General features: G+C 72.5%; 9 protein-coding genes. 8 read left to right on the forward strand and 1 reads right to left on the reverse strand.

Annotated elements, in window-relative coordinates; genetic code table 11:
- The first annotated feature begins 114 nt into the window (after positions 1–114).
- The gene (locus tag AB0F77_RS17835; protein ID WP_361948765.1) at positions 115–1,860 is read left to right on the forward strand and encodes a phosphatidylglycerol lysyltransferase domain-containing protein; all 1,746 of its coding nucleotides are present in this window, start codon (positions 115–117) and stop codon (positions 1,858–1,860) included.
- 10 nt (positions 1,861–1,870) lie between these two features.
- Complete coding sequence (locus AB0F77_RS17840) at positions 1,871–2,641, forward strand: hypothetical protein (RefSeq protein WP_361948768.1); 771 nt, start codon at positions 1,871–1,873, stop codon at positions 2,639–2,641.
- On the opposite strand, the gene AB0F77_RS17845 is transcribed toward AB0F77_RS17840, so the two are convergent.
- Positions 2,545–3,303 (reverse strand): hypothetical protein, encoded by a 759-nt coding sequence (locus AB0F77_RS17845; RefSeq protein WP_361948771.1) that lies wholly within the window; start codon positions 3,301–3,303, stop codon positions 2,545–2,547. The genes AB0F77_RS17840 and AB0F77_RS17845 overlap by 97 nt on opposite strands.
- Positions 3,304–3,364: 61 nt before the next feature.
- Here AB0F77_RS17845 and AB0F77_RS17850 point away from each other — a divergent pair, with 61 nt between their 5' ends.
- From AB0F77_RS17850 to aceE, 6 genes are all read left to right on the forward strand, one after another.
- The gene (locus AB0F77_RS17850; RefSeq protein WP_361948774.1) at positions 3,365–4,156 is read left to right on the forward strand and encodes an adenosylcobinamide-GDP ribazoletransferase; all 792 of its coding nucleotides are present in this window, start codon (positions 3,365–3,367) and stop codon (positions 4,154–4,156) included.
- 273 nt (positions 4,157–4,429) lie between these two features.
- A complete protein-coding gene (locus AB0F77_RS17855) occupies positions 4,430–5,968 on the forward strand; it encodes a leucyl aminopeptidase (RefSeq protein WP_361948777.1) in 1,539 nt (512 codons plus the stop codon).
- A 282-nt stretch (positions 5,969–6,250) separates the two neighbouring features.
- Positions 6,251–7,639: a dihydrolipoyl dehydrogenase gene (gene lpdA / locus AB0F77_RS17860; protein WP_361948780.1), complete on the forward strand. Its 1,389-nt coding sequence runs from the start codon at positions 6,251–6,253 to the stop codon at positions 7,637–7,639.
- A gap of 61 nt (positions 7,640–7,700) precedes the next feature.
- Positions 7,701–9,491, forward strand: coding sequence for a 2-oxoglutarate dehydrogenase, E2 component, dihydrolipoamide succinyltransferase (gene sucB / locus AB0F77_RS17865; RefSeq protein WP_361948783.1), 1,791 nt, complete (start codon positions 7,701–7,703; stop codon positions 9,489–9,491).
- Positions 9,492–9,756: 265 nt separating this feature from the next.
- Positions 9,757–10,380, forward strand: a complete 624-nt coding sequence (locus AB0F77_RS17870) for a GntR family transcriptional regulator (RefSeq protein WP_361948785.1) — start codon at positions 9,757–9,759, stop codon at positions 10,378–10,380.
- A 256-nt stretch (positions 10,381–10,636) separates the two neighbouring features.
- Positions 10,637–13,339 (forward strand): pyruvate dehydrogenase (acetyl-transferring), homodimeric type, encoded by a 2,703-nt coding sequence (gene aceE, locus AB0F77_RS17875; protein ID WP_361948788.1) that lies wholly within the window; start codon positions 10,637–10,639, stop codon positions 13,337–13,339.
- The last annotated feature ends 47 nt before the right edge of the window (positions 13,340–13,386 follow it).

The following is a 13,386-nucleotide window of genomic DNA, read 5'->3' on the forward strand; positions in this document are numbered from 1 at the left end:
CACGAGTCCTGCCGCCCGGGCGGCAGGGCTCTTTTCGTGCGTGCCGTCGCGGCGGGGGAATCACACCGAGCGATTGACGCTTTTGCCTACTTTGCGGGCCTATGATCACTTTTTATGGGTGATGGGCGTGCGAGGCGGAGTGCCGGTGAGTGGGGGGCCTCGGCCGCCGTCTGGTACCTGCGGGCGGTCGCCTTCGTCAACTTCCTCAGCGCCGTGTGGGTCTCGCTCGGACAGGACGTGCGGCGCCACAACCAGGCCGACTTCTTCACGCCGTACCTGCTGACCGCCGGCTTCGCCTCCGGTGTGTTCACCGCGTTCCTCGCCATCACCATGCGCCGCCGCAAGCGCGCCGCCTGGATCCTCAACCTGGCTCTGAGCGGAGCGTTCCTCGTCCTGTTCGCCGCCGCCATGACGTACCCGGAGATCCGCGCGTACGCCCAGAACTGGATCTCCTTCGTCCTCACCGCCGCTTTCGTCGCCGCCCTGCTCGTCGGCCGCCGCGAGTTCTACGCCAAGGGCGACCGTTCCAACCCCCGGCTCGCCGCCACCGTGGCCCTCGGCGGCGGACTCGCCGCCTCCCTGTTCGCGGCCCTCCTCGTCACGCTCACCAACCGCGCCCCGGACGCCGGGAGTTCGACCTTCGCCGAGCGCTGGCACTACGGCACCCTCCGCCTCGTCTCCGTCGCCGCGGACGAGACCCGCTTCCCCGCCGTCTCCACCCCCAACTGGGTCAACGTCGTCATCAACGTGCTCAGCACGGTCCTGGTCCTCGCCGTGTTCTACGCCGCCTTCCGCTCCCGCAGGGCCGTCGACCCGCTGACGGCGGAGGACGAGAAGCACCTGCGCGAACTGCTCGACCGGCACGGCGAACGCGACTCGCTCGGCTACTTCGCACTGCGCCGGGAGAAGAGCGTGGTGTGGTCGCCGACCGGCAAGGCGGCGGTGGCGTACCGCGTCGTCGGCGGGGTCTCCCTCGCCTCCGGCGACCCGCTGGGCGACCCCGAGGCATGGCCGGGCGCCATCGCGCCGTGGCTCGCCGAGGCCCGCGCGCACGGCTGGATCCCGGCGGTGATGGGCGCGGGCGAGGAGGCGGGCACGGTGTACGCCCGGCACGGCATGGACGCGCTGGAGCTGGGCGACGAGGCGGTCGTCGAGGTCGCCGAGTTCACCCTGGACGGGCGGGCGATGCGGACCGTGCGGCAGGCGTACAACCGGGTGAAGCGGGCCGGGTACACGGTGTGTGTCCGGCGGCACGAGGACGTGCCGGCCGACGAGATGGCGTGCTTCGTGGAACGGGCCGACGACTGGCGCGACGGGGCCACCGAACGCGGGTTCAGCATGGCGCTCGGCCGGCTCGGCGACCCGGACGACGGGCGCTGCGTCCTGGTCGAATGCCGGGACGCCGAGGGCGGGTTGAGGGCACTGCTGTCCTTTGTGCCGTGGGGTCCGCACGGGCTGTCCCTGGATCTGATGCGGCGTGACCGCGCGTCCGACAACGGGCTGATGGAGTTCATGGTCATCAACCTGCTCCAGGGGGCGCCGGGCATCGGGGTCTGCCAGGTCTCGCTCAACTTCGCGATGTTCCGGTCGGTCTTCGAACGTGGCGAGCGCCTCGGCGCCGGCCCGGTGCTGCGGCTGTGGCGGTCGCTGCTCGGCTTCTTCTCACGCTGGTGGCAGATCGAGTCGCTGTACCGGGCCAACGCCAAGTACCGGCCCATCTGGGAACCGCGTTTCCTGCTGTTCGAGAAGAGCGCGGACCTGCCGCGCATCGCCCTCGCCTCGGCGCGTGCCGAGGGGTTCCTGGAGGCACCGGGACTGCCGAAGTGGCTGCACCGCACGCACCTGGAGACGCGTCGATGAGGACCACCGGATGAGACGGCCGGGCCGCTGGGCCCGCACCGAGTGGGGGCCGCTGTACGCCGCCGTGCGCGAGCCCCTGCTGCGGCGGCGCGCGGCGGCGGTGCCGATGACCCTGGCGGCGGTCGGTCTGACGGCGGTGCTGCACGTCGCGCAGCACCGGTCGTGGGGGTACGGGTTCGTGCGGGACGTCGGCGCGGTGTGCGCCGCCGACCCGTTCTGGCTCGCCCTGCTGCGCACTCCCCTGTCGCTGTTCGTCCCCGCGCCCGACCTGCCGGTGTGGGGCGCGCTCGCACAGGTTCTGCTGGTCTTCGGGATCGCCGAGGTGTGCCTGGGCCGACGGCGCACCCTGGCCGTGGCGTACACGACGACGCTCGCCGGAACGCTGTACGCGCGCGTGGGCGTCGCGCTCGGGCCGGACCTTCCGCCGGGTCTGCCCGCCTCGGACGCCCACGTCGTGGACACCGGTCCGTCGGCCGCCGTGGTGGGCCTCGCCGTGTACCTGGGGTGGTGCTACGGCGCCCGGGTCACGGCCGGCGCGGTGGCCCTGGCGATGGTGGCCGAGGTCCTGGTGAAGGACAACCTCGCGGGCCGGGAACACCTGGCCGCGCTGGTGGCGGTGGCCCTCCTGTACGCGGCGGCGGAGCTGCGCGCCCGCGTGCGGACCTCCCCGGTGGCCGGACCCGGTCAGCGGCGCTCCGGGACGCGCACCGGATCGGGCTTGCCGCCGATCCAGTCCTGGAACGCGCGGGCCCGGCCCGTCCAGCGCCGGTCGTGGCGGTAGGCGCGCAGCAGGGCGCGGGAGCGGGCCCGGGGGCGGCGGCGGTAGAAGCGGCGGGCCCACGGGGAGCCGGGGCGGGCCAGCCGCAGGGCACCGACCAGGGCGACGACCGGGATGATCACACCGAACAGCGCGGTGCGGGTCTTGCCCTTGCCGAGGGCGAGCAGGGCGAAGAGGAAGTTGGCCACGACGCCGACAATGGCGGTGCCGCGGTCCTGGAGCTCGTCCTGCGAGAGGTCGTTGACGCCGAAGGGGGCGAACCCGGCGAGGAGCAGCCCGACCAGCGCCGCGGTGAGGACGACGACCTCGACGCTCTTGCGGCCCTCCTCGGTCCAGTAGACGTCGTCGAGGTGCAGGATCAGCGCGAACTCGTCGAGGACCAGGCCGGCACCGACGCCGAACACGACGGCGGAGCAGGAGGCGCCGAAGCCGTGCCGGCCGCTCGCGACGGCGCCGAAGCCGCCGATCACGGTGAGGACGACACCGGGGACCACGTGGTGGATGTGCAGCCCGCCCGCCCTGACATTGCCGAACGGACCCCGGCCGGCCCGGATCAGCCGGGTGACGACACGGGTGGCCACGAAGGTGAGGACGAACGCGGCGAGGGCGAGGAGCAGCGGGAGCTTGCCGGGTTCAATGATGTTCCGGTACAGCCACGGTCCCATATGCGCACTTTATCCTCAGGGCTCGGACGCCCCCCTCCTGACCGCCGGGTAACCTGCGCCGGTGTCCAAGACCCCCTGGCCCGACGGCCTGCGCTTCGCCTTCGGCACCCTGACCGTGCTGCCGGTCGGTGTCACCCGCTGGGACCGCGCGGCGGCCCGCGGCGGCATGCTCTGCGCCCCGCTGGCCGGCCTCGTGGTCGGCGGCTGCGCGGCGGCGCTGGGCGGGCTGCTGCTGTTCCTCGGCGCGGCCCCGCTGCTCGCCGCCGTCGCGACCGCCGCCGTACCGGCCGCCCTCACCCGGGGCCTGCACCTCGACGGGCTCGCGGACACCGCCGACGGGCTGGGCAGCGGGAAGCCCGCCGAGGACGCGCTGCGGATCATGAAGCAGTCGGACATCGGACCGTTCGGGGTCCTCACGCTGCTGTTCACGCTGCTCGCGCAGGTGGCGGTGCTGGCCCAGGCGTACGGCGGCTCCTGGGCCCGGGGCGCCGTCGCGGCGGTCGTCGCGGCCGCCGCCGCCCGGCTGGCGCTGACCCTCGCCGCCCGCGCGGGCGTGCCGGCCGCCCGGCCCGAGGGACTGGGGGCGGCGGTCGCCGGAGTGGTGCCGAGGGGCGGCGCGGCGGCGGCGACGGTGGCCGTGCTCGCGGCGGCGGCCGGCCTCGGCACGGCGCTCGGCGCGTACGACGCCGTCCGGACCGTCCTCGCGGTCGTGGCGGCCGTCGTCGCCGCCGAACTCCTCCTGCGCCACTGCGTCCGCCGCTTCGGCGGAGTGACCGGCGACGTCTTCGGCGCGCTCGCGGAGACCGCGGCGACCACCGCGCTCGTGGTGCTGTCGCTCGGCCGGGGGAGCTGACAACTGCGCGACGGCAAAGGGGTGTTCGGAACACGGGCCGCCGGACCGCGACACCGCGTGGGCGGAACGTTGCCGCTGCGCCACACGCAGGTGAACGACCGCAGCAACGAGCGGGCCCGCACACCCGCGTAGGCTCGTCCCGGGTGTTCGCCGACACAGTGAAGGCCCCGGTGAGGACGCACCCGCGCGACAGCTCTAGGGTCGGCTCCCGGGCCCGGTCGACCCACCCGCTCGACCACAGCAACTTCACATTGGAAGCGAGATTTCACCACCGTGACTGCTCTCACTCTCAGCACCGCCGCGGCGCCCGGCCTGCGGGCCGACGCGATCGTCGTCGGCGTCTCCAAGGGCGCCGCGTCCAAGTCCGGGGGCCTTGTCGTCGCGCCCGGCGCCGAGGCCGTGGACAAGGCCTACGACGGCGGCCTCGCCGGCGTCCTGGAGACCCTCGGCGCCTCCGGTGCCGAGGGCGAGGTGACCAAGCTGCCCGCCCCGGCCGGTTTCAAGGCCCCCCTCGTGGTGGCCGTGGGCCTGGGCGCGGAGCCCGCGAAGGACGCCGCCCCCGACACCGAGGCGCTGCGCAGGGCGGCCGGTGTCGCCGCCCGCGCGCTCGGCGGGACCAAGAAGGCCGCCTTCGCGCTGCCCCTGGCCGACGCCGCCGCGGTCGGCGCCGTCGCCGAGGGCGTGCTCCTCGGCGCCTACTCCTTCGACACCTACAAGGAGAACGGCACCCCGAAGGCCAAGAACGGCAAGGCCCCGCTCGGCGAGGCCGCGCTGCTCGGTGGCAAGCCCCGCGACGCGGCCCACAAGGCCGCCCTGGAGCGCGCCACCGCGGTCGCCGAGGAGCTCAACCGCGCCCGCGACCTGATCAACACCCCGCCGAACGACCTGGACCCGGCGGCGTTCGCGGCCGTCGCGCAGACCGCGGCCAAGGAGCACGGGCTCAAGATCCAGGTGCTTGACGAGAAGGCCCTCACCAAGGGCGGCTACGGCGGCATCCTCGGCGTCGGCAGCGGCTCCGCGTCCGCCCCGCGCCTGGTCAAGCTGTCCTACACGCACCCGAAGGCGACCAGGAGCCTCGCCTTCGTCGGCAAGGGCATCACCTACGACTCGGGCGGCATCTCCCTCAAGCCCGCCGGGCACAACGAGACGATGAAGTGCGACATGAGCGGTGCCGCCGCCGTGTTCGCCGCGGTCGTCGCCGCCGCCCGGCTGGGTCTCCAGGTCAACCTCACCGGCTGGCTGGCGCTGGCCGAGAACATGCCGTCGGGCTCCGCGGTGCGCCCCGGCGACGTGCTGCGCATGTACAGCGGCAAGACCGTCGAGGTCCTCAACACGGACGCCGAGGGCCGGCTGGTCCTGGCCGACGCGCTGTGGGCGGCCTCCGCGGAGAAGCCGGACGCGATCGTCGACGTGGCGACGCTGACCGGCGCGATGGTGCTGGCGCTGGGCAGCCGGACCTTCGGCGTCATGGCCAACGACGACGCGTTCCGCGCGACGATCGTCGACGCCGCCGCGGAGGTCGGCGAGGAGTCGTGGCCGATGCCGCTGCCCGAGCACCTGCGCAAGGGCATGGATTCGGCCACGGCGGACATCGCCAACATGGGCGAGCGGATGGGCAGCGGGCTGGTCGCCGGACTGTTCCTGCGGGAGTTCGTGGGCGAGGGCATCACCTGGGCGCACCTCGACATCGCCGGCCCGGCCTTCAACGAACAGGGACCCTTCGGCTACACGCCCAAGGGCGGTACGGGGTCCGCGGTGCGGACGCTGGTGCGGCTGGCCGAGCTGGCGGCCGACGGGGCACTCGCCTCCTAGCCAGGGAACGACGGAGCGCGGGCGACTGCGGGCCTGTTGTGGCTGATCGCGCAGTTCCCCGCGCCCCTTCGGGGCGCTCCGGTTGGCTCTAAAGCGATGCTTGACAGGGGGACGTGGGGTGTCTCACACCCCGGCCCGGCGTCTCGATCGCCTCCGACAAGTGCGAAGATGGGGCTCGGCAGGACAGGGCCCCCACCACAGGGCCGAAGACAGAGCGGCCGGACACCAGCCGCCGACCGGTCACCGACGACCGGCGTGGCGCACATGCATGGAGGACGTGACGTGGCGAACGACGCCAGCACCGTTTTCGACCTAGTGATCCTCGGCGGTGGCAGCGGTGGTTACGCCGCGGCCCTGCGCGGAGCGCAGCTGGGTCTGGACGTCGCCCTGATCGAGAAGGACAAGGTCGGCGGCACCTGCCTGCACCGGGGTTGCATCCCCACCAAGGCCCTGCTGCACGCGGGCGAGATCGCCGACCAGGCCCGCGAGAGCGAGCAGTTCGGCGTCAAGGCCACCTTCGAGGGCATCGACGTACCCGCCGTCCACAAGTACAAGGACGGTGTCATCTCGGGCCTGTACAAGGGCCTCCAGGGGCTGATCGCCTCCCGCAAGGTCACGTACGTCGAGGGGACGGGCCGGCTGTCCTCGCCGACCTCCGTCGACGTGAACGGGCAGCGCATCCAGGGCCGCCACGTCCTGCTGGCGACCGGCTCCGTGCCGAAGTCGCTGCCGGGCCTGGAGATCGACGGCGACCGCATCATCTCCTCCGACCACGCCCTCGTCCTGGACCGCGTGCCCAAGTCCGCGATCATCCTCGGCGGCGGTGTCATCGGCGTCGAGTTCGCGTCGGCGTGGAAGTCCTTCGGCTCGGACGTCACCGTCGTCGAGGGCCTGAAGCACCTCGTCCCGGTCGAGGACGAGAACTCCTCCAAGCTGCTGGAGCGCGCCTTCCGCAAGCGCGGCATCAAGTTCAACCTCGGCACCTTCTTCTCCAAGGCCGAGTACACCCAGGACGGCGTCAAGGTCACCCTCGCCGACGGCAAGGAGTTCGAGGCGGAGGTCCTCCTCGTCGCCGTCGGCCGCGGCCCGGTCTCCCAGGGCCTCGGCTACGAGGAGCAGGGTGTCGCCATGGACCGCGGTTACGTCCTGGTCGACGAGTACATGCGGACGAACGTCCCCACGATCTCCGCGGTCGGCGACCTGGTCCCCACGCTCCAGCTCGCGCACGTCGGCTTCGCCGAGGGCATCCTGGTGGCGGAGCGCCTGGCCGGTCTGAAGACCGTCCCGATCGACTACGACGGTGTCCCGCGGGTCACGTACTGCCACCCGGAGGTCGCCTCCGTGGGCATCACCGAGGCCAAGGCCAAGGAGATCTACGGCGCGGACAAGGTCGTCGCTCTGAAGTACAACCTGGCGGGCAACGGCAAGAGCAAGATCCTGAACACCTCGGGCGAGATCAAGCTCGTCCAGGTCAAGGACGGTGCCGTGGTCGGCGTCCACATGGTCGGCGACCGCATGGGCGAGCAGGTCGGCGAGGCCCAGCTGATCTACAACTGGGAGGCGCTGCCGGCCGAGGTCGCCCAGCTCATCCACGCCCACCCGACGCAGAACGAGGCGCTCGGCGAGGCCCACCTGGCCCTGGCCGGCAAGCCCCTCCACTCGCACGACTGACCCCTCGGTCGACGAACGCGACGACACAGACTTCCGCAACTCGTAAGGAGCAACCGAAACCATGGCGGTTTCCGTAACCCTTCCGGCGCTCGGCGAGAGCGTCACCGAGGGCACTGTCACCCGCTGGCTGAAGGCCGAGGGTGAACGCGTCGAGGCCGACGAGCCGCTGCTCGAGGTCTCGACCGACAAGGTCGACACCGAGATCCCCTCCCCGGTCGCCGGTGTGCTGGCCTCCATCAAGGTCGCCGAGGACGAGACCGTCGAGGTCGGCGCCGAGCTGGCCCTGATCGACGACGGCACGGGCGCCCCGGCCGCCGCTCCCGCTCCGGCCACCGAGCCCGCCGCGGCTCCGGCGCCCGCCGCCCCGGCCCCCGTGGCCGAGGCCCCCGCCGCGCCCGCCCCGGCGCCCGAGGCTCCGGCCGCCCCCGCGGCCCCGGCCGGCGGCGCCACCGGCACGGACGTGGTCCTGCCCGCGCTCGGCGAGTCCGTCACCGAGGGCACCGTGACCCGCTGGCTGAAGTCGGTCGGCGACTCCGTCGAGGCCGACGAGCCGCTGCTCGAGGTCTCCACGGACAAGGTCGACACCGAGATCCCCTCCCCGGTCGCCGGTGTGCTCCTGGAGATCGTGGTCGCCGAGGACGAGACCGCCGAGGTCGGCGCCAAGCTGGCCGTCGTCGGCGCTCCCGGCGCGGCCCCCGCCGCAGCTCCGGCCCCGGCCGCTCCGGCGCCCGCCGCCGCTGCCCCGGCTCCCGCCGCCCCGGCCGCCCCCGCGGCTCCCCCGGCCCCGGCTCCCGCCCCGGCCGCTCCCGCCGCCGCCCCGGCCCCGGCCGCTCCGGCTCCGGCCGCCCCGGCGCCCGCGCCGGCCGCTCCGGCCCCGGTCACCCCGGCTCCGGCGCCCACCGCGCCCGCCGGTGACGACGGCGCGTACGTCACCCCGCTGGTGCGCAAGCTCGCCGCCGAGCACGGCGTCGACCTCGCCGCCGTCAAGGGCACCGGCGTCGGTGGCCGCGTCCGCAAGCAGGACGTCGTCGCCGCGGCCGAGGCCGCGAAGGCCGCCGCCGCTGCCCCGGCCCCGGCTCCGGCCGCCGCCGCGCCCGCCGCGAAGAAGGCCCCGGCGCTGGAGGTCTCCCCGCTGCGCGGCCAGACCGTGAAGATGCCGCGGATCCGCAAGGTCATCGGCGACAACATGGTCAAGGCCCTGCGCGAGCAGGCCCAGCTGTCCTCGGTCGTCGAGGTCGACGTCACCCGCCTGATGCGCCTGCGCGCCCAGGCCAAGGACTCCTTCGCCGCGCGCGAGGGCGTCAAGCTCTCCCCGATGCCGTTCTTCGTGAAGGCGGCGGCCCAGGCGCTGAAGGCCCACCCGGTCATCAACGCCCGGATCAACGAGGCCGAGGGCACGATCACCTACTTCGACTCCGAGAGCGTCGGAATCGCGGTGGACTCCGAGAAGGGCCTGATGACCCCGGTCATCAAGCACGCGGGCGACCTCAACATCGCCGGCATCGCGAAGGCCACGGCGGAGCTGGCCGGCAAGGTCCGCGCCAACAAGATCACCCCGGACGAGCTGTCCGGCGCGACCTTCACCATCTCCAACACCGGTTCGCGCGGCGCGCTGTTCGACACGATCATCGTGCCGCCGGGCCAGGTCGCGATCCTCGGCATCGGTGCCACGGTCAAGCGCCCGGCCGTCATCGAGACCGAGGAGGGCACGGTCATCGGCGTCCGCGACATGACGTACCTGACCCTGTCCTACGACCACCGCCTGGTCGACGGCGCCGACGCGGCCCGCTACCTGACGGCCGTCAAGGCCATCCTGGAAGCAGGCGAGTTCGAGGTCGAGCTGGGTCTGTAACAGCCCGCGGCGACTGACTGTTCGATGCCCTTGCCCGGAATCCCCGGGCAAGGGCATCGATCTTTTGAGGGCGCAGCCCGAAAAAAAGGGGGCGCGGGGAACTGCGCGAGCGACCACGACGGCGCCGCACCCGCGCAACAACACAACGCACCGAGCCATTGTGTAACTCTCATCTCACCTGCACGGCAGCCCCGTCTCAGCCCCCCACCCCGCGGAGCGACCCCCGTATTGTCTAAACGTCAATCGCCTCGACCGAGGAGCCCTCATGACCGCGCCCGTCGTCCACTCGCTGCGCGAACAGATCCGCGAGCACATCGTGGAGGGGATCGTCAGCGGGCGCTGGCAGCCGGGCGAGCGCATCGTGGAGCGCCGTATCGCCACCGAGCTGGAGGTCAGCCAGACCCCCGTCCGGGAGGCCCTGCGCGAGCTGGAGTCGCTGCGCCTGATCGAGTCCGCGCCGAACAAGGGCGTGCGCGTCCGCAATCTGACCGCGGCCGACCTGGAGGAGAGCTACCCCGTGCGCGCCGGTCTGGAGGCCATCGCGGCGGAGCTGGCGGCCGGCCACCTCGCGGAGGACTGCTCGGCCCTGGAACCGCACGTGACGGCGCTGTACGACGCCGACCGCAGGTCCGACGGGACGGCCCAGGTGCGGCACACGGTGGCCTTCCACCGCGAACTGGTCCGGGCCGCGGGCAACTCGGTGCTGCTGCACACCTGGGAGGGCCTGGGCATCGAGGTCTTCACGGCCCTGTCCATCCGCTGGCTGGGCACGGTCCAGCAGTCGTACGCCGAGGAGCACGAGGAACTGGTGGCCGCGTTCCGGCGCCGCGACCCCCGTATCGCGGACATCGTGAAGGCCCATGTCCTGGGTTGCGCGCCCCGGGCATGAGGACCGGCCTCGACGCAGCTCACCTGCGAAAATCTAGGAAAAACACGTCACTCGGTGCCATTTCCCAAGGCACGCCGTGCCGACTTTCTCGTGATCAAGAGGTTTTGCCCCTCAACCCTTTGATCGATCATCGATCAGGGAGTTACAGTCGCCGACGGACTTCCACCCGAGTCCACCGCCCTGTCCTGCCAAAGACCAAGGGCACCCCGAACCCTTACCGATGAGGGAACCCCCTTCGACTGAGGAAGGCGGCGACATGACCGACCCCCACGCCATCCAGCCGAGCGAGCTCGACCAGCTCCCGGACCGCGACCCGGAGGAGACCGCCGAATGGCGGGCCTCACTGGACGCCGTCGCCAGGGAGGCCGGCCCGCACCGCGCCGCGTACCTGATGCGCCGCACGCTGGAGAGCGCCGAGGCGGGCGGCATCGCGCTGCCGAAGCTCCTCGAGACGGACTACGTCAACAGCATCCCCACCGCCGCCGAGCCCGCCGTACCGGGTGACGAGGCGATGGAGAGCCGGATCACCGCGTGGAACCGCTGGAACGCGGCCGCGATGGTCACCCGCGGCAGCAAGTACGGCGTCGGCGGCCACATCGCCACCTTCGCCTCCGCGGCCTGGCTCTACGAGACCGGCTTCAACCACTTCTTCCGGGGCAAGGAGGGCGACGGCTCGGGCGACCAGCTCTACGTCCAGGGCCACGCCTCCCCCGGCATCTACGCCCGCGCCTTCCTCGACGGCCGGCTGACCGAGCAGCACCTCGACCACTTCCGTCAGGAGGCCGGCGGCAACGGCCTGCCCTCCTACCCGCACCCGCGCCGCCTGCCGTGGCTGTGGGAGTTCCCGACGGTGTCGATGGGCCTCGGCCCGCTGTCGGCGATCTACCAGGCGCGGTTCAACCGCTACCTCACCAACCGCGGCATCAAGGACGTCTCCGACTCCCACGTCTGGGCGTTCCTCGGCGACGGCGAGATGGACGAGCCCGAGTCGACGGCGGCGCTCGCGCTCGCCTCCCGCGAGGGCCTGGACAACCTGACCTTCGTCATCAACTGCAACCTTCAGCGCCTCGACGGCCCGGTCCGCGCCAACTTCAAGATCGTGCAGGAGCTGGAGGCCCAGTTCCGCGGCGCCGGCTGGAACGTCGTCAAGTCGCTGTGGGGCTCGGCCTGGGACGAGCTGTTCGCGCTCGACACCACGGGCGCGCTGGTCCGCCGGCTGCGCGAGGTGCCCGACGCCCAGGTGCAGACGTACCAGACGCGTGACGCGGCCTACATCCGCCAGGACTTCTTCGGCAAGGACCCGGCGCTCGCCGAGATGGCGAAGCTGCTGAGCGACGACAAGATCCTGGAGTGCTTCCACCTCTCGCGCGGCGGCCACGAGGCGCGCAAGGTGTACGCGGCGTACAAGGCGGCGCTCGACCACAAGGGCGGCCCGACCGTCATCCTGGCCCAGACCGTCAAGGGCTTCACGCTCGGCGAGGGCTTCGCGTCGAAGAACGCCAACCACCAGATGAAGAAGCTGACGGTGGACGAGTTCCGGACCATGCGCGACCTGCTGGAACTGCCCATCCCGGACAGCGCGTTCGCCGACGGCCAGGTGCCCTACGGCCACCCCGGCGCCGACTCCCCCGAGGTCCGCTACCTCCAGGAGCGCCGCGCGGCCCTCGGCGGTCCGGCCCCGGCCCGCCGCACGCACGCGCTGCCGCCGCTGCCCGCGCCGGCCGACAAGGCGTTCGCCTCCTTCGACAAGGGCTCCGGCACGCAGAACGTGGCGACCACCATGGCCTTCGTCCGCCTCGTCAAGGACCTGGTCCGCGACAAGGAGACGGGCAGGCGCTGGGTGCCGATCGTCCCGGACGAGGCGCGCACCTTCGGCATGGAGTCGCTGTTCCCGTCGCTCGGGATCTACTCGCCCAAGGGCCAGACGTACGAGCCGGTCGACCGCGACCAGCTGATGTACTACAAGGAGGCCAAGAACGGCCAGATCCTCAACGAGGGGATCACCGAGGCCGGTTCGATGGCCGACTTCATCGCGGCGTCGACGTCGTACGCGACGCACGGCGAGGCGATGATCCCGTTCTACATCTTCTACTCGATGTTCGGCTGGCAGCGCACGGCCGACCAGATGTGGCAGCTCGGCGACCAGCTCGGCCGCGGCTTCCTGGTCGGCGCGACGGCGGGCCGCACGACGCTGACGGGCGAGGGGCTCCAGCACGCGGACGGGCACTCGCCGGTGATCGCGGCGACGAACCCGGCGGCGCTGTCCTACGACCCGGCGTTCGCGTACGAGATCGCGACGATCGTCAAGGACGGTCTGCGGCGGATGTACGGCGCGGCGGGACCCGACGAGGACCAGAACGTCTTCTACTACCTGACCGTCTACAACGAGCCGCTGCCGCAGCCCGCGAAGCCCGCCCTGGCGGACATCGACGAGGGCATCGTCAAGGGCCTGTACCGGTTCAACACGGCCGAGTCGGCGGGGCTCTCGCCGACGGCCAACGCCCCGCGGATCCAGCTGCTCGGCTCGGGCACGGCGATCCACTGGGCGCTGAACGCGCAGCGGCTGCTCGCCGAGGAGTGGGGCGTCGCGGCGGACGTGTGGTCGGCGACGTCCTGGACGGAGCTGCGCCGGGACGCCATGGAGGCGGACGCGGCGCTGCTGCGGGGCGAGGAACGGGTGCCGTACGTACGGCGGGCGCTCCAGGGCGCCGAGGGTCCGGTGCTCGCGGTCTCCGACTACATGCGGCAGGTGCCGGACCAGATCGCGCAGTGGGTCGAGCAGGACTACTCGTCGCTGGGCGCCGACGGCTTCGGCCTCTCGGACACCCGTGACGCGGCCCGCCGCCACTTCGGCGTGGACGCCCCGTCGATCGTCGTGGCGGCCCTGGCCCAGCTGGCCAGGCGCGGCGAGATCAAGGCGACGGCGGTGAAGGAAGCCCGCGAGAAGTACGGCCTGTAACACCGGCCTGTGACACCACCGGGCGACCGGGCACCGGCGGCGGGCGG

It is taken from the genome of Streptomyces sp. NPDC026672 (genome assembly GCF_040638185.1).
Lineage (GTDB): Bacteria > Actinomycetota > Actinomycetes > Streptomycetales > Streptomycetaceae > Streptomyces.